Origin of the sequence: Bacterioplanoides sp., assembly GCF_965219715.1 — a bacterium.
Classification (GTDB): Bacteria; Pseudomonadota; Gammaproteobacteria; order Pseudomonadales; family Oceanobacteraceae; genus Bacterioplanoides.
The window spans coordinates 3,517,589-3,543,489 of sequence record NZ_OZ244785.1 but is presented as its reverse complement, the minus strand read 5'-3'; the positions used below and the strand labels follow the sequence as shown (position 1 = coordinate 3,543,489).

22 protein-coding genes are annotated in these 25,901 nt (G+C 50.7%); 9 read left to right on the top strand and 13 right to left on the bottom strand.

The genetic code is table 11. The features are described 5' to 3' along the window. Window positions 1-100 precede the first annotated feature (100 nt). Window positions 101-4,021 carry a beta strand repeat-containing protein gene (locus ACOQOZ_RS16505; protein WP_420589247.1) on the top strand — a complete coding sequence of 1,307 codons (3,921 nt, stop codon included), beginning with the start codon at window positions 101-103 and terminating at the stop codon, window positions 4,019-4,021. Window positions 4,022-4,075: 54 nt separating this feature from the next. Here ACOQOZ_RS16505 and ACOQOZ_RS16500 read toward each other — a convergent pair whose 3' ends face one another. Beyond that, window positions 4,076-5,461, bottom strand: coding sequence for a LuxR family transcriptional regulator (locus ACOQOZ_RS16500; protein ID WP_420589246.1), 1,386 nt, complete (start codon window positions 5,459-5,461; stop codon window positions 4,076-4,078). A gap of 104 nt (window positions 5,462-5,565) precedes the next feature. Here ACOQOZ_RS16500 and ACOQOZ_RS16495 point away from each other — a divergent pair, with 104 nt between their 5' ends. Then, on the top strand, window positions 5,566-6,699 hold the full coding sequence (locus ACOQOZ_RS16495) for a helix-turn-helix transcriptional regulator (protein WP_420589245.1): 1,134 nt from the start codon (window positions 5,566-5,568) through the stop codon (window positions 6,697-6,699). Window positions 6,700-6,784: 85 nt separating this feature from the next. After that, window positions 6,785-8,170 carry a methyl-accepting chemotaxis protein gene (locus ACOQOZ_RS16490; protein ID WP_420589244.1) on the top strand — a complete coding sequence of 462 codons (1,386 nt, stop codon included), beginning with the start codon at window positions 6,785-6,787 and terminating at the stop codon, window positions 8,168-8,170. A gap of 59 nt (window positions 8,171-8,229) precedes the next feature. Here the strand turns inward: ACOQOZ_RS16490 and ACOQOZ_RS16485 are convergent, their stop codons facing one another. From ACOQOZ_RS16485 to ACOQOZ_RS16475, 3 genes are all read right to left on the bottom strand, one after another. Further along, the gene (locus ACOQOZ_RS16485) at window positions 8,230-9,564 is read right to left on the bottom strand and encodes a DUF3137 domain-containing protein (protein ID WP_420589243.1); all 1,335 of its coding nucleotides are present in this window, start codon (window positions 9,562-9,564) and stop codon (window positions 8,230-8,232) included. A gap of 149 nt (window positions 9,565-9,713) precedes the next feature. Then, complete coding sequence (gene fabV / locus ACOQOZ_RS16480) at window positions 9,714-10,916, bottom strand: enoyl-ACP reductase FabV (RefSeq protein WP_420589242.1); 1,203 nt, start codon at window positions 10,914-10,916, stop codon at window positions 9,714-9,716. A 214-nt stretch (window positions 10,917-11,130) separates the two neighbouring features. Then, the gene (locus tag ACOQOZ_RS16475; protein ID WP_420589241.1) at window positions 11,131-11,670 is read right to left on the bottom strand and encodes an NUDIX hydrolase; all 540 of its coding nucleotides are present in this window, start codon (window positions 11,668-11,670) and stop codon (window positions 11,131-11,133) included. A 314-nt stretch (window positions 11,671-11,984) separates the two neighbouring features. Between ACOQOZ_RS16475 and ACOQOZ_RS16470 the strand changes: the two genes are divergently transcribed. Beyond that, window positions 11,985-13,688 (top strand): methyl-accepting chemotaxis protein, encoded by a 1,704-nt coding sequence (locus tag ACOQOZ_RS16470; protein WP_420589240.1) that lies wholly within the window; start codon window positions 11,985-11,987, stop codon window positions 13,686-13,688. 123 nt (window positions 13,689-13,811) lie between these two features. Beyond that, window positions 13,812-15,818, top strand: a complete 2,007-nt coding sequence (locus ACOQOZ_RS16465; protein WP_420589239.1) for an alkyl/aryl-sulfatase — start codon at window positions 13,812-13,814, stop codon at window positions 15,816-15,818. A gap of 2 nt (window positions 15,819-15,820) precedes the next feature. On the opposite strand, the gene ACOQOZ_RS16460 is transcribed toward ACOQOZ_RS16465, so the two are convergent. The 9 genes from ACOQOZ_RS16460 to ACOQOZ_RS16420 all read right to left on the bottom strand — a co-directional run bounded on the left by ACOQOZ_RS16460 (window position 15,821) and on the right by ACOQOZ_RS16420 (window position 22,224). After that, complete coding sequence (locus tag ACOQOZ_RS16460; RefSeq protein WP_420589238.1) at window positions 15,821-16,825, bottom strand: AraC family transcriptional regulator; 1,005 nt, start codon at window positions 16,823-16,825, stop codon at window positions 15,821-15,823. 6 nt (window positions 16,826-16,831) lie between these two features. Then, window positions 16,832-17,653 (bottom strand): hypothetical protein, encoded by an 822-nt coding sequence (locus ACOQOZ_RS16455; protein WP_420589237.1) that lies wholly within the window; start codon window positions 17,651-17,653, stop codon window positions 16,832-16,834. Between the two features lie 17 nt (window positions 17,654-17,670). Then, the gene (locus ACOQOZ_RS16450) at window positions 17,671-18,948 is read right to left on the bottom strand and encodes a dicarboxylate/amino acid:cation symporter (RefSeq protein ID WP_420589236.1); all 1,278 of its coding nucleotides are present in this window, start codon (window positions 18,946-18,948) and stop codon (window positions 17,671-17,673) included. Window positions 18,949-19,227: 279 nt separating this feature from the next. Further along, window positions 19,228-19,602 (bottom strand): SCP2 sterol-binding domain-containing protein, encoded by a 375-nt coding sequence (locus tag ACOQOZ_RS16445; protein ID WP_420589235.1) that lies wholly within the window; start codon window positions 19,600-19,602, stop codon window positions 19,228-19,230. Between the two features lie 73 nt (window positions 19,603-19,675). Further along, window positions 19,676-20,218: a DUF1415 domain-containing protein gene (locus tag ACOQOZ_RS16440; RefSeq protein ID WP_420592428.1), complete on the bottom strand. Its 543-nt coding sequence runs from the start codon at window positions 20,216-20,218 to the stop codon at window positions 19,676-19,678. A gap of 17 nt (window positions 20,219-20,235) precedes the next feature. Further along, complete coding sequence (locus ACOQOZ_RS16435; protein WP_420589234.1) at window positions 20,236-20,508, bottom strand: HU family DNA-binding protein; 273 nt, start codon at window positions 20,506-20,508, stop codon at window positions 20,236-20,238. A 127-nt stretch (window positions 20,509-20,635) separates the two neighbouring features. Further along, complete coding sequence (locus tag ACOQOZ_RS16430; protein WP_420589233.1) at window positions 20,636-21,787, bottom strand: FAD-dependent oxidoreductase; 1,152 nt, start codon at window positions 21,785-21,787, stop codon at window positions 20,636-20,638. 79 nt (window positions 21,788-21,866) lie between these two features. Then, a complete protein-coding gene (locus ACOQOZ_RS16425; RefSeq protein ID WP_068655637.1) occupies window positions 21,867-22,031 on the bottom strand; it encodes a rubredoxin in 165 nt (54 codons plus the stop codon). Window positions 22,032-22,074: 43 nt separating this feature from the next. Beyond that, window positions 22,075-22,224, bottom strand: coding sequence for a hypothetical protein (locus ACOQOZ_RS16420; protein ID WP_420589232.1), 150 nt, complete (start codon window positions 22,222-22,224; stop codon window positions 22,075-22,077). On the opposite strand from ACOQOZ_RS16420, the gene ACOQOZ_RS16415 reads away from it, so the two are divergent. The 4 genes from ACOQOZ_RS16415 to phoR all read left to right on the top strand — a co-directional run bounded on the left by ACOQOZ_RS16415 (window position 22,211) and on the right by phoR (window position 25,872). Next, the gene (locus ACOQOZ_RS16415; protein WP_420589231.1) at window positions 22,211-22,744 is read left to right on the top strand and encodes a chorismate--pyruvate lyase family protein; all 534 of its coding nucleotides are present in this window, start codon (window positions 22,211-22,213) and stop codon (window positions 22,742-22,744) included. The genes ACOQOZ_RS16420 and ACOQOZ_RS16415 overlap by 14 nt on opposite strands. Before the next feature lie 12 nt (window positions 22,745-22,756). Then, the gene (ubiA, locus tag ACOQOZ_RS16410; RefSeq protein WP_420589230.1) at window positions 22,757-23,656 is read left to right on the top strand and encodes a 4-hydroxybenzoate octaprenyltransferase; all 900 of its coding nucleotides are present in this window, start codon (window positions 22,757-22,759) and stop codon (window positions 23,654-23,656) included. Between the two features lie 146 nt (window positions 23,657-23,802). Beyond that, window positions 23,803-24,501, top strand: coding sequence for a phosphate regulon transcriptional regulator PhoB (gene phoB / locus ACOQOZ_RS16405; protein WP_420589229.1), 699 nt, complete (start codon window positions 23,803-23,805; stop codon window positions 24,499-24,501). Window positions 24,502-24,507: 6 nt separating this feature from the next. Then, a complete protein-coding gene (phoR, locus tag ACOQOZ_RS16400) occupies window positions 24,508-25,872 on the top strand; it encodes a phosphate regulon sensor histidine kinase PhoR (RefSeq protein WP_420589228.1) in 1,365 nt (454 codons plus the stop codon). Window positions 25,873-25,901: the final 29 nt, after the last annotated feature.

Below are 25,901 nucleotides of genomic sequence, written 5' to 3'. Positions count from 1 at the left end.
TGCAATTCCTCTATATGAGGGAAGTTCACAATTCAGCTTAACCCTAAAATTTTCCGGTATTTTCGCTGCTCATCGGTGGCGAAGCATTCTGGAGATGGATATGGAACCAAACAAACTTCTGCTGGCGATGCTGGCAGCAACAACAATGACTCTGACCGCCTGTGGCGGCTCAGACAGTGATAACCCAGACGCGCCAAACGGCGGCAATGGAGATGGCGGCAGCCAGGTAGTTGTCGACAGCACACCTGACAGCTTCAGCTTTGACGATCAGAACAATATTGAGCCGGGTAGTGTGATTCAAAGTAATCAGGTAACGGTGACTGGCTTTGATGGCGAGCTGAATATTTCGACCAGTAATGGTGAGTTTCAGGTAAATGATGGTGACTGGGTAACTTCCGCGACCATTTCGGCCGGCGATACGTTAACAGCGCGCCTGACAGCACCTAATGACTTTGCCACATCAGCCAGCGTGGCAGTACAAATTAACGATGTTTCTGCCAGCTTCAGCATCACCACTCGGGCTCAGGATATTGAGCCTGATGCATTTGCATTTTTAGGTCTCACTGGCCGCGAATTAGAGCAAACTATCTGTAGCGCTGCGGCGACCTTAGCCGGATTCGACGGCCCGCTGTCTTCCAGCGTCAATAATGGTTGGGTACTGCTCAATAATGCTCAGGAGCCAACGGTTGGGTCGTTCAGCGTCAATCCAGGCGATACCATCAAGGTATGCCAGCAAGCGGCTAATGCGTTTATGACCGACAACGTCACTACGCTGACACTCGGAACGAATCCTGGTATTACCTTCACTACCACCACCCGCGCAGCCGATACCTCACCAGACGCCATCAGTTTTGCCGCGCAAACTAACGTAGAGTTACAACAGGTTATTCAAAGTAATGCGGTAACGGTTCGCGGCTTCGATGGGCCATTGGCGATCAATGCCAGTAATGGTGAGTTGCAATTAAACAACGGCAACTGGGTAACCAGCGCCATGATTAATCCTGGCGATACGTTGCGCCTGCGCAACACGTCATCGGCTGATTACGAAACTCAGGTCAGCGCAACCGTTGACATTAATGGTATGCAGGCCAGCTTCACCACCACCACCCGCGCCAGAGACATTACCCCAAACTCGATCGGCTTTGACGCTGTGACAGCTGCCGAGCCGAGCAGCGCGGTAGAAAGTAACGAAATCACTCTGGCGGGTTTTGATGGCCAGCTGCCATTAAGTGCCAATAATGGTGCGATCTTAATTGTTAATGACACGCCGCTTGCCGCAGGTGCATCGGCCAATGTCAGCAGTGGCGACCGGATAAAAGTCAGAATAAACACCTCTTCCACGTTTGGCAGCCAGACCTCAACGGTTGTTACACTGGGCAGCGCACAAGCGGTGTTTGCTATCACAGTCCGCGATCAAGACAGCACTCCGGATGCGGTCACCTTTACCTCAATCAGCGATACTAACCCAGGCGAGACCCAGACCAGCAACGCGGTAACGCTGACAGGTTTTGAAGGCAGTCAGCCGGTTACTGTGCGTGGTGGCGAACTGCAAATTAATAATGGCGGCTGGGTCACCCGTGGTTCGGTAAGCAACGGCGACAGTATACGTTTACGTCATACCGCCTGGTCTGATTATGACATCACCTCCGCGACGATTTTAATCGTTGCCGGAAAAGACTTCAGTAGCTTCACTTCACGCACACGGACGCAGGATGTCATTCCCGATGCCATGGTATTTTCCAGCCTGAGCGACCAGGAAATCAGCAGCGTGGTTACCAGTAATGCCGTTACCAGCGCCGGTTTTGACGGTGATGCCAACGTCACTATCAGCCAGGGTGAGTTCCAGGTGAACGGCGGCAGCTGGACAACTACAGCGACGATCACAGCCGGTGACAGCCTGACCCTGCGTCAAACCACGGCTGACGACTATGAAACCGATACCATCACCACTCTGATGGTCAATAGTGAGAGCTATACCTTCACCACCACCACGAAAACACAAGATACCACACCGGATACCTTCACCTTTACAGCCTTAACCGATGTTGAACCCAACACACTACAAACCAGTAATGCCGTCACCTTAGCAGGCTTTGATGGCACACTGACGCTGAGCGTTCGCGGCGGTACGATTCATCTCAATGGCGTGGATTACACCACCAGCGTAGAGGTACAAGCTGGCGACACCTTCACTGTATCGCACACCAGCTCGGAAGATTTGTCAGAGCAGGAAGGAGCAGAAGTGACGCTGGGCAGCTACGTCACCAGCTTTACCTCCACCACCCGCGATGCCAGCACAACACCAACGCCAGTCGTATTTACTGCGCAAACGGACGTCTCTCCAGGTCGCCTGGCAACCAGTAACTCCGTGGTACTGGCTGGCTTTGATGGTAACGCAAGCGTGAGCATCAGCAGTGGCAGCTATCAACTGAATGGCACAGGCAATTGGCTGAATACCTCCAGCAGCATTACCGCAGGCACCAGCATTCAGCTGCGGACACGAACCGGTAATGGTTACTACCAAACCAAAGATGTGGTACTAACAGTCAATTCCTCAACGTTCACCTTCTCTGTCACCACTCCGGCCGCACCGGACCCTGAGTTCGGTAGCATTCAAGACTACAACATTGATGGCACCATATACTCGCCCGCCGCATTAGGATCAGCACTGGACTCAGTTGCGGAAAACGTCGAAGTATTCAGCCGCCACAATATTGATGCCGCCGTTAACGGTACGCCAATCAATGTCTATAACGGCGACTATAAAATTAACTACGGTAACTGGGTAACCGGCACAGCACCGTCAGCAACGGATATCGGCAACTACAGCCATACCGTGACTACCGATGACATTGTTAGTGTTCGTCATACTTCCGGCAGCAGTGATCGTGAAACCGTCACCAGCACTCTGATGATTGGTGGTGCCAATGGTGCCAGCCTGGTCACCCGTGAACTGAGCAGCCGCACTTTTGATAAAGACTTCTTTAAGGCAACCATCAACGACAGCAGCTGGAGCGCTGGCCAGGATCAGTTGTTGGGCATGGAAGTGCCACTCGGTTACCAACGCACGGAACTGACCGAAGACTTCCCGCTGTATAGCGCTAAAGCGACGGCCACGGGTTCGGAAATTCTCAAAGCTCAACTAACCGGCAATAATGGTTCTGTCGATATGACCAGCGTCATCTCACTGGCGAACAATGATATCGCTGATCTGACCGCCATCAAGGTTGCTGACGGTGAAGACCTGCTGATCCACTGTGATAACAGCGCAACACCGGCCAAAGCTGTATTGCGCCTGGCTTCCGCAGCGACTGACGTGGTTGAACTGCCGCTGCAAATTGGCAACGCAACCATCAGTAGCTGCCAGAACCTTTCTTTAACCGACGTAACCCGCAACGCTAACAGTGTTGAGTTTAATCTGGCGATTGGTGGTAACGGCCTCTTCGCCGGTGTCCATAGCAGTTACCTGGTTACAATGGCTAACCTGACGTTTGATAGCAGCATCAGTGGTGGCCTCGACACCAAACTGACGACTAACAGTCACAACCTGTTGGCCCGGCTTTATACCAGTAACATCCAAACCGTAAAGGCGATGGCGGCGGTAACCGCCAGCCAGGTGGTGTATGCGGTTACTCAGCCGTACGAAACAACAGCCGGCACCAGCGCGTTATATCACTACAATAGTGCTACCAATAATACCAGTCAGATTATTGGCGATTTTTTTGAACCATTCCTTAACTACAATGCAAATGCTGCTTGGGACGTGGCGGACATTGTTGTCTGGCATAAAGGTAATACAAACAATACCGAGCTGTATCTGGTATCGAAGAACAGAGGGATGGTGAAAGTAGACCCCAACAATCGCAACCTGAGTAACTTCGACCGGATCAGAGACGGCCAGAATTGCACCGGAGCAGTCACCTTACTCAACAACGGGGGTTCCACCTCTTCCCCAGAGGCAACGCTTTGGTGTCAGGATAACAATAACCTGAATACTCTGATGAATATGGAGGCGCCGTAATCAACTGTCTGGCTCCCACGCTTTGTGTGGGAGCCAGACTACAAAAAAGTTAACTCAGCCAACGCTTCCGCCAGGCGAAGCGTTTAAACGGGCAACCAACTCAGATCGGTTGCGCAGCTGGAGTTTTCGATAAATGCTGGTCAGCTGGTTTTCAACGGTTTTAACCGATATTTCCAGCTGTTCAGCGATCTCATTGTTGCTTAATAAATTACCAATTAAATAAGCAATCACCAGTTCTCGCTCGGTAAGCAGTGTCAGCTTTTCAGAATAATCGGCTGATGTAATGCGGCTAAATTTTTCTGTTTTATCACACTGAAACAGAATGCCATTAATCGCAAAAATCGCGATATTACGGTTCGCTCTTTGAATCACATCATCCAGTTGTACTTGCTGTTTATCCAGCATGGCTGCAGCACTGTTATCACAATACAGGAGAGTATTATCAGAGCTTAATAACAGCTGCACCGAGGTGATATTGCGATTGCCACCGGATAAAATCGCAATCGCCTGATAGCGCGAGCGAACCCGCAAACGCTTAAAAATATCGCCGACGTATTCGTTAACGGTTTCAACCGACATATCCAGTTGGCTGGCAATGGCTTTATTGGGCTTTCCCTGAACCAATAATTGTGCAACATCGGCTTTTCTTGGGGAAAGCTCTTCCCAGGAAGATTTCTGCTGAACCTCGAGATAAATATTGCCGGACTGACGATAGCCATGGCAGGTGTAACCTGACTCAGGGTCATTAAGTTGAACTTTATCTGAATCAAGCGTGGATAAATCGACGTTAATATCCGCCAGCATTTCAACAAAACCACTATCCGCTTCGATCACTTTGCCGTGTTTGTCGATAACACCGCGCAGCATATCTATAGCCTGATTGCGTTGAAAATGCTGCAGAGTATTTAATCGCTGCGCCTCAACCATGTGTGGTACATAAGCCTGAATAAATTCACGCTCCTGTTGTGAAAATGGCTGACGCCGGGCATGACGATTAAGCGACACGGAATCGATCATCTGATTATGATCACTGGCATAGAGCGTCATAAGAGAGTGTTCAATATCGTATTTTTTACAGTGTAATAAATACATATCCGACTTAAGCCACTGTTGTTGAGGAATAATGTCCTTAACATCAATGGTTGTGCCCAGGTTCGCCATCAGCACCTGGTTCAACTCCAGCGCCTGCTGAAATACGGTCGGGTGTTTAATATAGTTTTCTTGTACGCCTTCCGGCAGGTTGTAGGTATAAGTTTCTTCCGCCGCATACGGCGTGTCCACTTCACTGCGTGTCATCCAGAATGCGGTGTCGAGCTGAACCGCTTGTGTTAGGCGCTCCAATATTCGTTGTTTAAACATTTGTTCAGAACAGCTATGAGCAATGCCGTAAGTATCTTGTACCAATAGCTTAAAACGTTCTGAATCTGCCACTACAAACACGCCAATTCCTCATTATCCAATCAGCCCCCCAACATCCCCTATATAAGGGAGCAATGTCGATATCTTATACTATTCAAAATTACTAAATAAGCATAAAGCACAGCATGTCATTGATAATTCAGGAAAAGAAGCATCCCCAACCGCTCTCAGCTAATCTGGAAGTACTTTCTGATTTGGCTTATGCCAGCGTTACTCACTCATCTGGGTTTAACTATTTTCTTGAGGCATTACAACAGACTTTTTCCTGCACCACAGCGACCCTGTCGATTCGCAACACCAGTACCGGACAAGTTATGGGCGGCTGGTATCAGGATATGCCCCACGATGTAATTGAATACTACATCGCTAATCTTGGTCACAGAGACCCATTATTAAAACGTGCGATAGAACAGGAGAAAAACGGATTCTGCAGCGCCTTTTACAGTAATGACAATCACCTTGATGATCCGGTTGTGCAGGGTTGGTGTGAACAAGCCGGTCTTGCAGATGGTGCCTGCGCTGTTATCCATAAAGATGCACATTCAATCTTTGCCCTGACTCTGGGACGAAGCTCTGATCAGGGCCATTTTCAGCAACAGGAGTTACAGCAACTCAGCTTGTTAATTCGTGATATCCGACGAGCTATCGCCCTGCGTTTGGCATTTGACCAAACAAAAAGTACGTCACTTTTACAATCTATTTTCGATCACCTGACCCTACCTCTTCTATTCATAAAACAAGGTGGATACCTGAGCTTTCGTAATAAAAAAGCGCAGGATTGGTTGGATCATTCGTCCGTCCTTACGATTAATAACAGCGGCATTGCTGAATTATCCGATCATAAAAATAATGCCCGGCTTCTTGCCTACAGTTCAGCAATTCTGGATAAAAATGATACCGATAGCAAAGTATTGTCGGTTAAATCCGTTGATGAAGGAGCCAGTTTATTATTAACTCCGATTCGCTCAGAAAAAGAATCTGATATGGGGATATTAGTAACGATTTACCCCTGGAATAAAGAACACGGAATCAGCCCCGACAGAATTAGAAAGTTTTTCAATCTGTCAAAAGCGGAGTCACAAGTATGCGATTATTTATGCCGCGGTGTGGCTCTGGAAGATATCGCCTCAGAAACTTGCCGCGGACTGTCAACGATACGCAGCCATCTCAAATCCATCTATCAAAAAACAGCCACGAACCGACAAGCAGAGCTGGTTTCTCATGTGCTCACCACGCTAATGCGCAATGAATACTGCTGAATAAGCTGCAGCATCCGTTCTTCAACCAAAACAACAGCCAGAGTCTACACTTATATTAATATCATCAAGAGCGTGGACCATCGCCGTGACACAGGCTTCCCAAAAACAAACCCTGACTGAATACCTGCTCATCGTCCTGATGATGGCTGCAGGTTCTTACGTTGTGATGTACTGGTACTTTGACGTGCCTGCCATTGTCTGGAGCAATGCACCGCTGCTCGTTATCTACCCGCTGTTTATCATGTATCTGCGCAGCGGCGGCTCTGAACCTTTGATCCGTCACCTGACCATCACCATCGTCACCGCCGACATCCTGGTCGCTGGACTGGCGCTGAAACAGCTCACCCCAACCATTCTGGTGTTTGCTTCTCTGGCACCCTTGCTGGCTGCGCTCTGGGTAAACTGGCAGTGGGTGGTGTTCTACACACTGCTGTCGATTGTTGCCACGGTGTTTACCCTCTATGGCGCCGACGGTTTTGCCGTGTCGGCAACCGCTCAGGAAAATCTGAGCGCTATCGACACCGTTAACTTTATTGGCATCGTGCCGATTTGTGCGGGCCTGGCACTGACGCTGGCGATGCAGGTGCAGAATGCCCTCGCCAGTGCAGAGCAGAATAATCGGCAGCTGCAGCAATCCATGGAAGAAAATGCCCGTAACGCTGCCAACCTGGAGAAATCCGTCGAAGAATCCCGCCTGAGCATCAGCGCACTGGAGCAAGCGGAGAAAGCACTGAATGCCATCGCCACCTCGCTGGAACAGCAGTCGGCGGAGAACATCGATTCCATGCATTTGCTCAGCAGCGCGGTGGATAACACCAGCTCTCAGATTGGCAATATGCAGCAGGTATTTAACGAAGCACTAACCATCATTAACAGCGGCATTAAAGCCAGTACCGAAGCGACCAACAGTGCCCGCTCTGCACGGGAGCTGACCAAAACCACCTCCAGCCATATCGATAAAATTGATACCGCCGCCCAGGTGATTGAATCGTCTGTGGGTGAAATTGCCGCCATCGCCGAACAAACCAATTTGCTGGCGTTAAACGCATCGATTGAAGCCGCCCGTGCTGGCGAAAGTGGCCGTGGCTTTGCGGTGGTTGCCGATGAAGTGCGTAATCTGGCCAGTCGTTCCCATCACACCACGGAAGAAATTCGTCAGCGCTCGGATGAATCCACGTCAGCCACCAAGGCCAGCCGTGATTCGATGGATAGCGCGCAACAGGCGGTGAATATTACCTTCGAAAATATTGATCAGGTTGAGAAAACCATGGCTCAGGTTTCACAACAAATTGAAGAACAGAAAATCACTCTGGCGAACCTGCAGCAACATTCACAAGTGCTGTCGGAAGAAGGAGCGTCCGGGGTAAACCGCGCCAATGAACTGAATGAAATGAGTACCACGTTACGCAGTTCGTTAACCGATATCACCGACAGCATTCGCCGCCTTCAGGGGGTGATGCAACAAGGCTAAAAGCGGATAAGCCTTGCGTTCATCGCAAGGCTTATTAAATCCGCCATTTATCACTCGATTTATTCCAACTCTCTGGATAAATCAATTCCCTGCAACAACCGCAGTCTCCCGATCAAACGCAGAATATCATTCAGCGTCTGCAGCTCGTTATGTGCGGCAATTTCTTTCGCAAAGGCGTCCGGATCTTCCAGGCTGTTACGGCGCTCCAGTGCCAACACGTCGTTATTCAGCGATAAACACAGCGATCCATCATTGAGAATTTCCAGCACAGGCTTGTCAGTCTGAGCGGCAATTTCCAGCAACAACTGCTGCATTTCCTGAGTGAAGAATTCCTCAGCTTGTGGTGCTGATTCTACCCAACAACGGAACTGGCGGTTAAACGACGTATCGTCTGACTTGTATTTCACACCGTCGAAACGCTTTTTGGAATCCGCACTGATGCCCACCCAGGCCGACTTATTCAGCGTGGTCAGCAGGCTGTGGCGATAATAGGTTTTGGTGGTCGTACGAGTACGTAAGTCACCGTTCGAGTTGGTGTAGGTGGACGAGGTGCGTACGCTGTAGCGGTACTGGCAAACCCGGTAAGCAAAGCCCTGCTGCTCACCATCAAAGTAACCGTGGAACAACTTCATCACTTTGCGATCATCGTTACCGCGACGGAAATCCTGAAAGCGTTTTAATAACGACGCGGCTTCCTGAGTGCCATTAATATCCATCTCGGTCAGGCCGTTGTTAAATAAAGCATCACGCTCACTGATTCGGTCCGACAGACGGTCACGCCAGTTGGCCTGTCGGCGCAATGTATAAGCCAGCCAACCTGCTGCAATCAGCATCATCAGAGTTAGCGCGGAACCCGGATCGCCGTAGCCCGACAACGAATCAAACGGCGATATCCAGGCCGCCAGCGTTTGTAATCCCACCCAGTAAAAATATTGCCACTGTGGAATAAAAGTTAATGCCAACACCACGCAGCCAACCAGCAACGGTCCCTGCCAGGCAGCACTGAAGGAACTAAAAACCTGAAACGGACGGCCCTGCTCACTGTTCCAGAAAGCAATGCCAGCCACCAGCAAGGCCGGAGCCCAATGCCCTGATAACTGCAATGGCAGCAACCAGGGTTCGAGCTGCGCCCCCGCCAGTGGTAATGAATAAAAACCCATGGAATAGGCAAGCACGGTGAAAAATGCGTAGCCCGCCAGCAATCCACATACGGTCAGAAAACCCACCAGTATCCACCAGTGCCTGAAGCGATAGTCCAACGGACCCGGGTGGTGTTTTACCTTGTTGATTAATGCCAGCAAATCATCCTGCGATCCGGCATTCTCAACGTCGTTAGCCAGGGCTGAAATATTCTGCCCGACTTCAAGGTTGTGCATATCAAAATCCAACTTCATTAATGACCTGATACATTTTAGTCAGGAATAAAAATAACGATGGGATAATGCACCAAAACCTGACCATCTGAACAGTCAAACAGACACAAAAAAGCCCCGGTTGGATTACAGCCAGGGCTTCTTCAGGTGCTGGTCAGATATCAGCTATCTCAGATCTCAACGACATCAAATGGTACCAGCGGATTTACGTCCGCGTCGTAGTCGATACCTTCGATACCAAAGCCAAACAGTTTCAGGAACTCGTCTTTGTATTCCTGATAGTCGGTTAACTCACGCAGGTTGTCGTCGGTCAGAGTTGGCCACAGCGCTTTGCAGTGGGTCTGAACATCTTCACGTAATTCCCAGTCATCCAGACGCAGACGGTTATTGTCGTCCACTTCCGGCGCAGCGCCGTCAGTACGGAATAAACGCTCGCGGAACATACGGTTGATCTGTTCGATACAGCCTTCATGAATACCCAGCTCGCGCATTTTCTTAAACGACATAGCGATGTACAGCGGCATCACCGGAATCGCTGAACTGGCCTGGGTCACCACACTCTTCAGTACTGCAACGTTGGACGAACCACCGATCTTTTTCATCTCGGCATCAATCGCATGAGCGGCACGATCCAGATCTTTTTTCGCTTCACCTAAAGCACCGTTCCAGTAGATCGGCCAGGTGATTTCGGTACCGATATAGCTATAGGCGACGGTCTTACAACCTTCCGCCAGTACACCAGCTTCTGCCAGGGCTGACATCCACAGTTCCCAATCCTGACCGCCCATGACGGTTACGGTATCCGCAATTTCTTGCTCGGAAGCCGGTTCTACTTCGGCTTCGAACAGGGTGTCTTTGTTGGTGTCGACGGCGGTGGCTTTGTACACATCACCCATTGGCTTCAGCGCCGAGCGAATCACTTCACCGGAATCCGGCAGCTTACGTACCGGGGATGCCAGCGAATACACCACCATATCCACCTGACCCAGATCTTCTTTAATCAGCTCGATGGTTTTGGCTTTGGCTTCGTGGCTGAAGGCATCGCCGTTTAAGCTTTTGGAATAAAGGCCCGCTTCGTGCGCCAGCTTGTCGAACGCCGCCGAGTTGTGCCAACCGGCGGTACCGGCTTTTTTCTCAGTCGCCGGTTTTTCGAAGAACACACCAATGGTGGCGGCACCGGAACCAAATGCTGCGGTGATACGCGAGGCCAGGCCGTAACCACTGGAAGAACCAATCACCAGCACCTTCTTCGGGCCGTTAGCCACTTCGCCCTGGGCTTTGGTGATATTAATCTGTTCCTGAACGTTGGCTTCACAGCCCACAGGATGAGTGGTGGTACAAATAAAACCGCGAATCTTTGGCTTAATAATCATGCTATGTCCTTGTGAAACTAAATTGCTGACACTCATTGGGTAAAAGTGATGGCTGGCAGTGTAACGCCCAGCTGTGACAGTTTTTCATCAATGCGGCCAGCTTATAGCAGACATGAGCCGACGAGAAGTCCAAACAACTGTTCCCGCACGTCAATTGTGGATAGGAACCGGCGATGCGATTTTATCGTTGATCAGTCCGCCCGGTCGCAACGAGTCAGCCGGGCAGCAGTTCTTCCGCAATCACCTTCAGCATAAAGGTCTCACGGTCGATCGACAGACCCTTCTTCGGGCTGCTGGCAATCACGTCTTCGTTATGGGCGATCGCCTCATGGATATTCACCCACACCGGCTTCATGCCGTTGCTGACTTCGTGGGACTCAAACGCGGTATCCCCTAACTCATCATCGATTTCACAGGTAAAACAGTGAGAAATCATATGGATGATATCGGCATCGGATTTATACCAGGGACGGTATTCATCGTAACGCGCATAGTGCTGAACATTACGGATATTCTGCGCACCGGTTTCTTCCTGCAGCTCACGGATTAAGCCCTGAATTTCATCTTCGCCGTCATCGATACCACCGCCGGGCAGGCTGTAGTCGTGATAACGCTCTGTGTATAACAGCAGGATGTCATCACCACGCAGAACGATGGCTCGTGCTGCGTGGCGTTCAATCAGGGTTAACTCGGAGGATTGTGATATATCCGCAGGTGATATCTCTGGGTGGAAAGCGGTTTTCAGCAGGCGCATGGTTCGGGTGTCACGACAATTTAATTAAGCCAAATATTATATTCGTTCGAACATGCCTGAACCAAAGGGCATACAAGTCCTTTATGAAAAACCACAAATTCCATGATGGATCTGACTAGATATCTACCGCTCAAAAGTCGACCAAATTGTCGACTTTGTCCTTGTGCAACTAAGAAGCTCATCTATAGTTTCTTTATCAATAAGTAAAACCTTTGACGTAACCCCTGCACCGGGATGTGCTGCGCCAGCCTCAGATTTACTGTCTCCGCTCCCCCTGTACGTTTACTGCAAAGCTAAGTTAACGAGAAACAATTATGTTAAAGAACAAGGTCATAACGCTGTTCAGCAGCATATTTATTACCATGCTGATCGCTGTCTGGGCATCGGAACACGCGGCAACGTCGAGTCAGGAACTGGCCGCCACAGCGAAGCAGCGCTACCTGTCTTTCCAGCTGGCCGATGAGTTTCGGCACTCGTCGATGAACCTGACACGTCTGGCCCGTACTTACGTATCGACCGGTGATGACCGCTACCGTCAGCAGTACTGGGATATCGTGAAATGGCGTAATGGTGAAATCCCTCGCCCGGCGACGGTAAATAAAGATCTGTACCCGGGTGAAAGCCGCAAGCAGCGCGACATCATGAAAGAGCTGGGCTTTACCGATGCAGAATTTGCTCTGCTGAACGAAGCAAGCAATAACTCCGATGCGCTGATTGCCACCGAAAGTCAGGCAATGGCCATCATCGAAAAAAATCAGATTGTTAATGGTCCTTTTCAACCCCAAGCCGGTGAGAGCTTAAACGCCTTTGCGTTACGCATTCTGTTTGATTCGAATTATCACAACGAAGTCAGCAAAATCATGACGCCGGTAAAACGCTTCTTTAATGAACTCGATAACCGCACCAGCGCTCAGGTTGCCACCGCTCAGCAAGACGCCGAACGCTGGGCAGCCATCGCCACCTGTTTACAATTATTGGTGGCTGCGGCCACCGCATTCGCTGCGTTTCTGGCGGTAAAAATGATCTTCGCTCCGCTGCAGCAGGTGGTGGATGCGATGCAGGATATTGGTCGTGGCAAAGGCAGCTTAAACAGCCGCTTACAGGCTAATGGTCAGAACGAGCTGGCGATTCTGGCAAAAGGCTTCAACCGCTTTGCTGAAAATATTTATCAACTGGTGATAAAAGTGCGCGACACCACTCAGGGGGTCAAAAGCACTTCTGAAACCATGACCTCGATGACCAGTGAAACCCGCACCTCGATTCAGGATCAGCAGCGTATTTTATCCGGTTCCGCCGACGCCATGGCCAGCCTGGTGGATATCTCACAAAACGTTGCCGGTAATGCCTCCAGTGCAGCCGAAGCCACTACCGATGCGGATCAGAAATCCAAGCACGGTTTATCAGTGGTACAAAGTGCGATTAATGGTATTGATCAGTTATCTCAGGATATTGAGCAGGCCTCCGATGCAATTCGCACGGTGGAGAACGATTCCAATACCATCGCCACCATTCTTGATGTGATTCGTGGTATCGCCGACCAGACCAACCTGCTGGCATTAAACGCAGCGATTGAAGCCGCGCGTGCGGGCGAACAGGGTCGAGGTTTTGCCGTGGTTGCCGACGAAGTACGCTCTCTGGCTTCGAAAACTCAGGAATCCACCACCGAAATTCAGACCATGATTGAGCGCCTGCAGGCTGGTGCGGTTTCCGCCGTAAACACCATGCAGTCGAGCACCGACCAGGCCGAGATCTGCGTCAGTAAAGCACGTGAAGCCGGTGATGCACTGAACAGCATTTCGGCCTCCGTTGGCGACATTAATCGTATGAATTCTGATATCGCCAGCGCCGGTCGCCAGCAGATGGATATCATCGGCAATATCAATCAGCAGCTGCAGGATGTGGTGAATCAGGCCGAGAGTATCCAGGCGCATGCGGACCAGGTTTCTGCCAACGCGAACGATATCAGCAGCCAGACCTACACCTTAAATGATCTGGTGGGTCAGTTTAAAACCGACTGATCAAAAACAAAAAGGTCTGGCCGTTTCAGACGGAAAGCTGGCCAGATCAAACCACAGCCACTGTGCTACCGTGACATAGACTGGTGTTATCAGAATAAGAGATAACATCAGGATATCAGCAGCATGAGATCAGTCCGCCCTTTCCGTATCTTCCGCCAGACCAGCGTTATCGCTATTTCACTGGCCATCTTGGCCGGTTGCGATAACAACCAACAGAACTCGGCCAATGTCAGCCTGACTGCTAACAATCCGGCAAGCCACTTTACCCTGGCGGCCAACCAGGCGGTGGCCAGTCGTTTGCCCATTGCAGACCAGCAGGATTTTCGACAAGCCAACCGTGGCTTGATCGCCAAACCTGAATCATTAGAAGTGCGCAACGATCAGGGGGAAATCATCTGGCGTATTGCCGATTACGATTTTGTTCAGGGGGACGCGCCAGCCAGTGTTAACCCAAGTTTATGGCGCCAGGCCAAGCTGAATAACATTCACGGTTTATTCGAAGTACAACCCGGCATTTATCAGCTGCGTGGCTTCGATTTATCCAATATGACGCTGATTGAAGGTAAAAGCGGCTGGATTGTGATTGATCCGCTGACGGCAAAAGAAACCGCCAAGGTAGCGATGGATTTTGCCATGCAGCATCTGAGCGAAAAACCCATCTCTGCGATTTTATTTACCCACAGCCATATCGACCATTTTGGTGGTGTGCTCGGTTTAATCGACCGTGCCGCCAATGAAGATATTCCAATTATTGCCCCGGACGGTTTCCTCGAAGAAGCCACCAGCGAAAATATTATTGCCGGTACCGCCATGAGTCGCCGCGCCAGTTTTATGTACGGTCGTGAGTTAGAGCGCAATGAAACCGGCCACGTGGGTTCCGGGTTAGGCAAAAGCCCGGCATTCGGTACCTTTGGTGTGGTGGAACCGAATACACTGATCAGTAAAACCGGCAGTGAATTAACCATCGACGGTGTGCCTTTTATTTTCCAGTACACCCCGGAATCCGAAGCCCCGGCAGAAATGACTTTTTACCTGCCCAAACACAAAGCCTTTTGTGGTGCTGAATTAGTGTCGCGCAATATGCACAACCTCTACACCTTACGCGGCGCTAAGGTACGCGATGCACGCAAATGGAGTGCGTATATTAATGAAGCCAAGGATTTATTTGCCGACGCCGATACCTATTTTGCCAGCCACCACTGGCCAATCTGGGGGCAGGAAAAAGTACAGACCTTCCTGAGCCAGCAACGCGATACGTATAAATACATTCACGATCAAACCGTGCGTTATTTAAATAATGGGTTAAATGGTGGTGAAATTGCTGAACGTATTCAATTACCAGAAACCTTGGCGACCAACTTCTCCAACCGCGGTTATTACGGCACGTTAAAACACAACAGCCGCGCTGTGTATCAGGCTTATATGGGCTGGTACGACGCCAACCCGGCGCACTTAGACCCACTGCCTGCCAGTCAGAGCGCCAGCCGTTATGTTGAATTGGCCGGAGGTGCGCAAGCCTTATTAACCAACGCACAGAAAAGTGTGGATAACGGCGAATACCGCTGGGCGGCGGAAATCTTAAATCACCTGGTATACGCCCAGCCGGATAATCAGGCAGCCAAAGATTTATTAGCCGAAGCTTATGATCAGTTAGGCTTCCAGGCGGAGTCCGGTCCATGGCGTGATGTGTATTTATCCGCCGCCAAAGAATTACGCCAGGGCACCAGTCAGAACGGTCTGGATATCACTAAAATGAAAGACGTGATGATGCATTCGCCGGTGAGTAACTTTTTCGACTCCATGTCGGTGCGGTTAAAAGCCGAAGATGCAGTGGATAAAAACTGGCGTATTGCCATTAACTTCCCGGACCTGAAAGAAGCGCATTTATTGTGGCTGGAAAATTCAGTAATGCATCACCGCGCGTTGCGAACCAATGATAAAGCCGATGCCACATTAAACGTCGAGCATGAATTATTTGTTGATATGTTATTGGGTGCAGCGGGAATTAAAGAGACGTTATTTTCCGATCGCCTGACCATCGATGGCAGTGCGTTGGATTTAGTGCGCTTTTTTACCTTATTCGAGAAACCGCAGAATAATTTCCCGATTGTAACGCCAGTACAGTTGTAACTTTATCTGCTCTTAAATTCACCGGGCTTTTGCCCGGTCCAGCGCAGAAAGGCCCGGCTGAAGTTACTGCTGTCACTGAAGCCGGCGCGCAACGCAACCTCGCTTATACTCAGCCCCTGCTCCAATAACCGACACGCCAGTTGCTGGCGCACCCGTTGTAAACATTCACGGAAACTGGTGTTTTCATCACTGAGATAACGGCGCAACGAACGCTCACTTAAATCAAACTGTTTCGCCAGATCTTCCAGGCTAGGTTCACCCGCTTCCAACCGCGCCAGAATGCTTTGCTCAACTCTGGCTCGCCATCCCAGCGCCTGTAATTCATGCAGGTATTTTTTCACCAGGGTTTCATTGGTTTCACGTAGTTCGGCGTTACCCATCACCTGGGCATCATTTAATTTCTGTCGGGAAAACCATAAACAATTGGTGCTGGCAGCAAAACGTACCTGATCACTGAAAATCTGTTGCCAGGGCTTGGCACTGCGCGGCTGGCTGCGAATAAGTTCAGCACCAACAATCAGGTTCGATTGCCCGGTTAACTGCCGCGCAAGATTCGCCATGGTGGCAAAAAAGGCTTCCGTCGCCATCGGGCTGATTTCAACTTCCGCTAATGGATCAACGGCAAAACCCAACCGGTCCGGCTGATGCACCAGTCGCACATTCACCGTGTTAGACACCAGCGCATGGTATTCCGCCAGCTTTTCGATAGCCTGCAACATGGTGTCGCAAGTCATCACCACCAGCCCTAAGGCACGAAAATGCATCGGCTGGGCAAAGCGTGAGACTTCAAGGCCAAAAGCCGGATTAGCCGTTGCGGCTTCAGCCAGCTGCCAGAGCTGAGTCATACGCTGAATTTCAACCCGGCCATCAGGGTTTTGTTGCAGTTGCTCGCGGTTAATACCCGCTTGCTGAAATAAAGGCTGGGGATCGATTTGCTGCTGCTCTAATGCCTGAGCAATCGCCAGTGGCCAGGCGGCAATCGTCGAAAACGACTGTGCTCTGGCCATCAGAAATCAGGAATCCTGTTGCCCAGCAGGCTGCTGTGGCAAAGATTGTTTAACCGCCGCCAGCCATTGCTGCAGCGCCTGGTTCTGATACAGCGAGGTTAATTCACGAATGCCGTCATTCGGAGTACGGCGGTAGGTGTATAACAGGAATTCCTGTACTTCGTTTTGCAGAGTTTGCTGCCAGTCTTCCGCCGGTTTCCAGCCCTTCAGTACCGCCTCCAACTGAGCGTAGACGGAAGCACGGGTCAGCAGCATAAATTCAGAAAAGCGCATCGCTTTATCCAGCTCCTGAACCAGCGCTAAACGTGCAGCGCCCGGGGGCTGTGCCCGTAATTTCTGCACATAAGCCTGAAACTCTGCACTGCCCTGATCGGATACCGCACTGCTTTCTTTAGCGCGGGCATCCTGCAGACGGGCGTCGTTCAGTAATTGCTGCAAGGCAGCCAGATCTTCGTCGCTTGCGCTTTCCAGCGCTTGCTGCAGCTGACCTTCAATTAATTGCGGATTCCAGAATTGAGCTACACGACTGGCAACCTGATACTGATATCCCAGCTGCGCCTGTTGCTCGTTCAGCGTTTGTTGCGCCAGATTACGGGCCTGCTGACTTAAACCGGTCAGACCAGACAGTTGCACAATATCGCTGCGCAACAACTGGCGTTGTTCCTGAAGCTGCTGCTCGGCCAATTGTTCAGGTGTTAGCTGCTCTGAAGTTGCTTCAGACGCTTGCTCTGTCACTGGTGAATCAATAACCGCGACATTCTGCTGTGCGTTTACCAGAGACACGGAAGCAGCCAATAAGGCTGCTACCAGAGGTTTAACAATATTCACATTTGCTCCGAATCGAATCACTTAGCGACCCCGGCCTGCGGGTCGTTAAACACGTCTTTATCGATGCCATTATCACTGTTAGCAACGGTGACCGATACCATGGCATCACCGGTGACGTTCACCGCGGTACGAATCATATCGAGAATACGATCCACACCAATAATCAGTGCAATACCTTCAACCGGCAGACCAACCTGCTGCAGCACCATCGCCAGAGTTACCAGACCAACACCCGGTACACCAGCGGTACCGATAGATGCCAGCATGGCTGTAACAATCACCAGCAGGTAATCCGTCATCGCCAGATCCAGACCAAAAGCCTGGGCAATAAAGACGGTGGCAACGCCCTGCATAATCGCTGTTCCATCCATATTGATGGTTGCGCCTAATGGCACAGCAAACGACGCGACACGGTTTTCAACACCGAGGCGCTGCTCAACGGTACGCAAGGTAATAGGCAATGTGGCATTACTGGAAGCCGTGCTGAAAGCAAACAATTGGGTGTTACGCATCTTGTGCATAAAGGTTACCGGCGACAGACCAGTAAAGGTTTTCAGCAGCAGTGGATAGACCACAAACGCATGTACTGCCAACGCACCGACAACCGTCATCATATAAATCGCCAGATCGCCAATGGTACCTAAACCCTGCTTTGCGAACAGGCTGAATAACAGAGCAAACACGCCGTATGGCGCCAGTGACATTAACAGGGTCACCAGCTTCATCAGCACTTCATTCAAGTCGTTGAACGCGGCTCCAATACGATCGCCCACCTCACCGGCACGGCCAATTGCCAGACCAATCAGCAAGGCAAAAACAATCACCTGCAACATTTTGCCTTCAGCCATAGCAGCGATTGGATTGGTTGGGAAAATATCAATCAGAACCTGCTTCAGTGAGGTTTCTGCTGGTGCTTTGTAGTTGGCTTCGGTTTCCAGAGAGACGCCTGCACCTGGTTCAAACAGGGTGGCAAGGAATAACGCCAGAGAGATTGCCATACCTGTGGTCAGAATATACAAACTAATGGTTTTTAAACTCAGCTTACCTAAGCTGCTCTGGTCTTTCAGATGGCAGACACCACACACTAAGGATACAAACACCAGTGGCACCACCAGCACTTTTAAGCTGGCGACAAAAATTTTGCCGAGCACAAAGAACACACCATTGGCGAGAATATCGTCGAGGATATAACGCAGGATTTCATTCAGCGTTTCATCCGCAAGCAGAACCTGAGTGATACTGCCGAGCACCACCGCCAGTAGCATGGCTATCAGAATTCGTTTGGTCAGATTCATATCAGGTTCCTTGTTGGTCTGTTTTTTATTTTTCGACTCTATAGATAACTAACGATTATTTTTCAGCCGCCGGATCAGTGGGCCATCCATGGCCCTTGATCCTACCGCAACATCCTGTTGCTGCTTTGAAAAACAATCATCAGTCATCTATCTCGTAAAGCGTAAGCGAAGATGCCAGAACAAGGCATAAAATTCGCGAGCAAGCGCAGTTTATAAGCCATAAATGAGCATTGGGAGCGAATTTTTAACGCAGTAATGGCGATGCAGCTAGCTTTACAATTATTTCTTCTTTTTCGGCTTCAGGTACTTGGAGATCCCCTGGAACCACATTACCAGAGACAGGTCACCAGAGATGACAATGTTCTTGTCCTGAATACCTTTCATAAATGCATTTTTGTCTTTAGACGTCAGAATGGCCAATCCGGTTTCCGCATCTTTAAAACTAATGGTGAATTTTGGCTCTTTGTGAGCTTTGCCCTTGGTTTTCACCTTGTTGTCTTTGATCACGTACTGGCGAACGATACCAGCGCCTTCAGTTTGCAGCTGAAACGCGAAATCTTTACCTTCCAGTTGCTTCTGGAAGTCCGGGTTGTTTTTAGCGCCTTTTTTCATCAGCAGGCCTAAAGCCCACAATAACAGACGGAACTTAATCATCAGGAGTTTTCCTCAATTACATCGGAATGAGTTGTCGCTCGTTAGCCACCAGGCTGGATAGAGAGTTTCGACATCAGTGGTGGTCGTCAAACACCCGTGATTTTGCCAGAGCAGGCATAGCCTTTAACAGCCCTTCTCGACCTAAACGACGCATATGTTGGCGATTTCTTTCAGGAATTCGCTCTGGTTTGCTGATACTGGCCAGTGCTTCTTCCATTTCGGCTTCGCGAATGATGTGTAATGTCGGGAATGGCGCACGATTGGTGAAGTGACTCATATCGTCATCGTCTTCGCCATCGAACAGGTAATGGGGGTGGAACGTTGCCAGTTGCAACAAGCCTTCGTAACCCATCTGAAACAGCAGGTTGTCGCAGATTTCGACCCAGTTCCAGAACTCATCAAAACTGTCGAGAACGTTTGGGCTAACGAATAAGGCGGTGGGGATGTGTTCGGGATCTGCTTCTGCAACGTGCTGCAGCAGCGTCATAAATTCAGCAGTGACCGTTTCCAGGTCGTCGCTGGCGCTGACTTCAATCAGCATGGTGGAGAAAACCGGATGAGCGAAGGGACAGAGCCCCTCGCCTATCACCAGCTGCTTAACCCATTCACGGGTCAGCAGCTCGGGTTCAGTACTTATTGTACTGCCTCTTTCAGAGCCTTACCGGCTTTGAATGCAGGAACTTTAGCAGCCTTAATAGTGATAGGCTCGCCAGTCTGAGGGTTTTTACCCTGACGCTCTTTACGGTCACGTACTTCAAAAGTACCGAAGCCGATCAGGCTTACAGAATCGCCTTCGCTCAGCGCTTTTGCGATCTGATCAGTAATCGCAGTGATTACTTCAGATGCTTTTTCTTTGCTCAGGTCAGCTTGTTCTGCGATGGCGGCTGCCAGTTCTGGTTTACGCATGGATCAAATCCTTATTGTGTTTTGTGTCTAACCCCGCCGGAGCGGAGCATCAATATCAAGTAACGCGAATCTGGCTGCTACGTACATATCACAGCCACACCACTGAGTGCTTTTTAACCACTAATCCTTATGGCATCAACGGTGGTAATTCTTTGTTGAGCGCTACTTTATTCATAACCTTGGCTCCGGTCAAAGCATACCCGAGCAATTGGCCGTCAGAATTGCGAAATTCTGCCTGTACATCGTTACCTTGTACATCAATTGACCAACTTCCTTCGCTGTCAGCGGCGACCGGGGCAACAGCCACAGGAACTACAGGGGTTTTTACCGTTACCGGCATTACGCCATAACTGACCGCAGTTGCTTCACCGTTCAGGGTTTTCGCCAGCGCACGAGCCGACGCCATCAGTGGCAATACGTACAACAGCACACGACCTTCTACCTCGGCACAATCGCCCAGCGCGTAGATATCCGGCTCGCTGGTTTGCAGCTCACGGTTAACCACAACCCCCTGATTCACCTGCAGACCGGCTTTCACCGCCAGATCCAGGCGCGGACGTAAACCAATCGCTGACACCACGATATCAGTTTCGATTGTCTGACCATTGCTCAGGTGCGCAACCAGAGCGTCGCCTTCTTTGCATACGCGGGTAACCAGCGGGCCTAAATGGAAACGAACACCCAAACCTTCCAGACCGTTCTGTACTGCATCCGCGGCTTCAGCCGGTAACAGCGACGGCAGAATGTGCTCACACGGTGCAACCACATCAATCTCGAAACCGCCGGTCGCCATATCGTTCGCGAATTCAGCGCCAATCAGACCAGCACCCATAATCAGAACGCGTTTCTTGCCTTCCGCTGCAGCGCGGAATTTCGCGTAATCTTCCAGATCATTGATGGAGAAGATGCTATCGCCAGCATCACCTTCCATGCGTGGGCTCACCACTTCGGCACCCCAGGCCAGAACCAGCTTGCTGTATTCAATCGGCTCTTCGCCAACAAATACTTTTTTCGCCGCAGCATCGATATTGGTCACACGGGTGTTGGTACGAACCACCAGATTGAACTGCTCCGCCATATCAGCCGCGGATGCCATCGCCAGATCGGCAGCGGTTTTGTTTTTGCCAAAACCGGTGGACAGCATAGGCTTGGAGTAGTTACTGCCATCGTCAGCAGTAATCATCATAATTTCTTGAGTCGGATTCAGTTTGCGCAGTTCCTTAACCAGATTGTATCCGGCCAGACCGCTACCGATCACGATAACAGGTGCATTGCTCATAATGTCTTTCCTGGGAATTTGAAGAGGTGTGGTGAGTAATGCCAGCGCCGGGCGGCACTGGCTTAAGCAGGCTTGAGGATCAGATTTCCACCATTTCGAAATCTTCTTTACCTACGCCACAATCCGGGCAGATAAAGTCATCCGGTACGTCGTCCCACGCCGTACCTGGTGCAATACCTTCTTCCGGTGCGCCTTCGGCTTCATCATAAATCCAGCCACAAACCACGCATTGCCATCTTTTCATTATCTTTATCCCTCTATACATGCCATCAAGGAGGGCGGTAAAACTACGCACCTGAGGCGTTAAAATCAACGGTCTTTTCCGGGCAAATGCTGGGTAAAAAGGCGTCAGCATGGGCCTGATCACTAAAATACTGCGCTTTCCCTTGCGAAAACAGTGCCTTTGGCGCATCCTGCGCGGCGATGAACAGCAACACTCTCAACTCCATTCTGCACCCTCTGGTTCCCGACTGGTCAACCCGCAATCATATGGCGGCTTGCTGCCTGCCTGCGTTCTGGCGTGACTGGTTACTCGACACCGGGTCACTGACCGCCAGACTGTGTCGCCTGGGCAATTTCCGGGTCGAAATTCTGCGTGAGTTTCAGGGCACACCAACCCAACTTGAGCGCCAGCGCTTAGCACTGAGTCATCAGGCCAGAGTCTGGGTACGGGAAGTGGTGTTGAAAGTGGACGATGTGGCGCTGGTATACGCCCGCACCGCGATACCTCAGCAAACCCTGCAAGGCAAAGAAAAACGCCTGCAACATCTGGGCGAAAAGTCGCTCGGCAGCTATTTGTTTCAACAGCCTAATCTGCAACGCCAGCCGCTGGCGGTGTCCCACTGCAATCCCAATCAATTAGGGCTAGAATGGTGCCGCCATTCAGTATTCACCCTCGGCCACAAACCGTTAATGGTATCCGAGGCATTTACTGCCCAATTACACGACTTTGTATAACGGCTAACGCCCATGAATGCTCTGACACAACCGTTGCGCCAGCAACTGGATCGCCATTTGCCACGCTGGTTTGACTGGGTACAACTAACCCGCATCGATAAACCGGTTGGCTCCTATCTGCTGTTATGGCCAACTTTGTGGGCATTGTGGGTAGCCGGAGACGGGCAACCAGACTTCGCTAATGTGCTGATTTTTGTCCTTGGTGTTTTTCTGATGCGCTCCGCCGGTTGTGTCATCAACGACTTTGCTGATCGTAAAATTGATGGCCATGTTAAGCGTACCAACGGTCGCCCTCTGGCCACCGGCAAAATTACAGCGAAAGAAGCACTGATCACCTTTGCCGTATTAATTCTGCTGGCGTTTGTGCTGGTGTTGTTCACCAACCAATTCACGGTATTGCTGTCATTCGGTGGCCTGGCTTTAGCCTCGCTCTACCCTTTTATGAAACGCCATACTCACCTGCCTCAGGTGGTGTTGGGCGCCGCGTTTTCCTGGGCCATCCCTATGGCTTTTGCCGCCCAGAGCAACGAATTACCCGCCGTAGTCTGGCTGCTGTATATGGCTAATTTAAGCTGGACGGTGGCTTACGATACGGTATATGCCATGGTCGATCGTGATGACGATCTGAAAATCGGAGTGAAATCCACCGCAGTGTTGTTTGGCGACCTGGATATCGCCATGGTTGCGATACTGAAAGGTCTGGCGGTATTTGCATTACTGCTGGCTGGCAGTCAATTAGAAATGAGCTGGCCGTATTATGTATGCCTGCTGGGAGGTGCTGTATTTATGGCCTGGCAGGTATGGAGCATCCGCTCGCGCGAGCGTGATATTTGCTTCGCAATCTTCCGTCAGAGCCACTGGTTTGGCCTGATTATCTGGATCGGTTTTGTCGCCCACTATCTGCTGAAATAACCGTCAGCAGATACCCGCTTTGCCCACCCAATAAGACAGTATTGTTGCGAAAATAGTAAGTAATAACGCCCCTGTCACATGCTTGTAACATTACCCCAGTGTAATACCGCCGCATTATCGATTATTACACTTGCGTGACCAAGACTATGAGCAAAGCAGGTAAAACCGTACTGATCGTCGATGACGAAGCACCTATTCGTGAGATGATTGCAGTAGCACTGGAAATGGCTGGTTATGAATGCCTGGAAGCAGCGACCGCTCAGGAAGCCCATGCACACGTTGTTGACCAGAAACCCGACATGATTCTGCTGGACTGGATGTTACCCGGTACCAGTGGCGTTGAATTCGCCCGTCGCCTGAAGCGCGAAGAGCTGACCGCTGAACTGCCGATTATTATGCTGACCGCCAAAGGCGAAGAAGATAATAAAGTGCAGGGACTGGAAGCCGGCGCCGATGATTACATCACCAAACCTTTCTCACCACGTGAGCTGGTTGCCCGTCTGAAAGCGGTGTTACGTCGTGCCACGCCTCAGGGTATCGAAGAGCCGATCGAAGTCGGTGGCCTGGTGCTGGATCCGGTTTGTCACCGCGTAATGTCTCATGAAGATCCAATTGATATTGGCCCGACTGAATATCGTTTGCTGCAATTCTTTATGACCCACCAGGAACGTGCCTACTCGCGCGCTCAACTGCTCGATCAGGTCTGGGGCGGCAACGTTTACGTTGAAGAGCGCACTGTCGATGTTCATATTCGTCGCTTACGTAAAGCTCTGGGTGATGCCCATGATCACCTGATCCAGACTGTACGTGGCACCGGTTACCGCTTCTCCACCAAAGCGTCATAACGCATTATGAATCCGGTATGGCGCAGGGAGCTGCGCCGTATATTGCTGTTGCTGGCCACCGCCCTCGGCGTTGGTTATCACTTCAATCAGATGGAACTGGCCTTCGCCATCACCTGCAGCGTTTATATCATCTGGCAGTGGCTGCAACTGTATCGCCTGCAGAAATGGCTGCAGCAGGAGCAAGCCGGCCAATTGCCCTCCACCATCGGAATCTGGGGCGGCATCTTCCGCGAGACCCAACGCCTGCAGCAACGCAGCCAGAAACATCAGCAACGCCTGCAAGCCATAATTAACCGCATTCAGGACTCGACCGCAGCGCTACAGGATGCCGTATTGATGGTCGACAGTCAGGGCAACCTGGAATGGTGGAACCGCGCGGCGGGAGATTTTCTCGGGTTACAGGCGCCGGTGGATGTTGGTCAACCAATCACCAACTTAATTCGTAACCCGTTGTTTAAAGACTACTTCGATGGTGTTCATTACGACGAGCCATTGTCCATTCCATCGCCGGTTAATCCACAACTGCAGCTGCAATTTAATATCACCTTATTTGGCCGCAAAGACCGCCTGATGCTGGTACATGACATAACCCGGCTGAAACAGCTGGAGGAGATGCGTAAAGACTTCGTTGCCAATGTCAGTCATGAGTTACGAACACCACTGACGGTAGTGTCAGGTTACATCGAAACAATGGATATGGCGGCTGAGAGTTTGCCACCCCGCTGGGGACGCATGATTTCGCAAATGAGCCAGCAAAGCCGACGCATGGAAAATCTGATTACCGACTTACTGATGCTGTCGCGGCTGGAAACCAGCCACCAGCAACAGCCAGATCAGGTAGCCATTACGCCGATGTTGCAGTGTATTGCTGCTGACGCCCGGGCTTTGAGTGGTGAACGTGAGCATCACATCACCCTGGATATCCAAAGCGACGACCAGATCAAAGGTTATGAAGATGAGCTGCGCAGTGCCTTCTCGAACCTGGTATTTAACGCGGTAAAATACACCCAGGACGGCGGTAACATCCGGATTCGCTGGTTCCATAACGATGACGGAGCCTGGTTCTGCGTCAAAGACGATGGCCCCGGTATCGACCAGCATCATATTCCGCGTTTAACCGAGCGCTTCTATCGCGCAGACCCCAGCCGCAATAACCAAACCGGGGGCACCGGCTTAGGGCTGGCGATTGTTAAGCACGTATTGTTGCGTCATCAGGCAGAACTGGAGATTCACAGCGAATTGGGTCAAGGCAGCGAATTCTGCGGCCATTTCCCGGCTGATCGTTGTGAGTATGGACCGCTGGTGAAAGAGCAGAATCCGGGGTTATTAAAGGAAGATATTTCTGAAGATTGCTGCGAAGGCCGATGCTGAACGACTTCAGCTAAACCGGCCTGCCGCTG

Excerpts from the sequence above, each read along its gene's own strand:
- ACOQOZ_RS16505 (WP_420589247.1), top strand. The coding sequence starts at position 101 with ATGGAACCAAACAAACTTCTGCTGGCGATGCTGGCAGCAACAACAATG.
- ACOQOZ_RS16495 (WP_420589245.1), top strand. The coding sequence starts at position 5,566 with ATGTCATTGATAATTCAGGAAAAGAAGCATCCCCAACCGCTCTCAGCT.
- ACOQOZ_RS16485 (WP_420589243.1), bottom strand. The coding sequence starts at position 9,564 with ATGAAGTTGGATTTTGATATGCACAACCTTGAAGTCGGGCAGAATATT.
- fabV (WP_420589242.1), bottom strand. The coding sequence starts at position 10,916 with ATGATTATTAAGCCAAAGATTCGCGGTTTTATTTGTACCACCACTCAT.
- ACOQOZ_RS16475 (WP_420589241.1), bottom strand. The coding sequence starts at position 11,670 with ATGCGCCTGCTGAAAACCGCTTTCCACCCAGAGATATCACCTGCGGAT.
- ACOQOZ_RS16470 (WP_420589240.1), top strand. The coding sequence starts at position 11,985 with ATGTTAAAGAACAAGGTCATAACGCTGTTCAGCAGCATATTTATTACC.
- ACOQOZ_RS16465 (WP_420589239.1), top strand. The coding sequence starts at position 13,812 with ATGAGATCAGTCCGCCCTTTCCGTATCTTCCGCCAGACCAGCGTTATC.
- ACOQOZ_RS16460 (WP_420589238.1), bottom strand. The coding sequence starts at position 16,825 with ATGGCCAGAGCACAGTCGTTTTCGACGATTGCCGCCTGGCCACTGGCG.
- ACOQOZ_RS16450 (WP_420589236.1), bottom strand. The coding sequence starts at position 18,948 with ATGAATCTGACCAAACGAATTCTGATAGCCATGCTACTGGCGGTGGTG.
- ACOQOZ_RS16445 (WP_420589235.1), bottom strand. The coding sequence starts at position 19,602 with ATGATTAAGTTCCGTCTGTTATTGTGGGCTTTAGGCCTGCTGATGAAA.
- ACOQOZ_RS16435 (WP_420589234.1), bottom strand. The coding sequence starts at position 20,508 with ATGCGTAAACCAGAACTGGCAGCCGCCATCGCAGAACAAGCTGACCTG.
- ACOQOZ_RS16430 (WP_420589233.1), bottom strand. The coding sequence starts at position 21,787 with ATGAGCAATGCACCTGTTATCGTGATCGGTAGCGGTCTGGCCGGATAC.
- ACOQOZ_RS16425 (WP_068655637.1), bottom strand. The coding sequence starts at position 22,031 with ATGAAAAGATGGCAATGCGTGGTTTGTGGCTGGATTTATGATGAAGCC.
- ACOQOZ_RS16415 (WP_420589231.1), top strand. The coding sequence starts at position 22,211 with ATGAACAGCAACACTCTCAACTCCATTCTGCACCCTCTGGTTCCCGAC.
- ubiA (WP_420589230.1), top strand. The coding sequence starts at position 22,757 with ATGAATGCTCTGACACAACCGTTGCGCCAGCAACTGGATCGCCATTTG.
- phoB (WP_420589229.1), top strand. The coding sequence starts at position 23,803 with ATGAGCAAAGCAGGTAAAACCGTACTGATCGTCGATGACGAAGCACCT.
- phoR (WP_420589228.1), top strand. The coding sequence starts at position 24,508 with ATGAATCCGGTATGGCGCAGGGAGCTGCGCCGTATATTGCTGTTGCTG.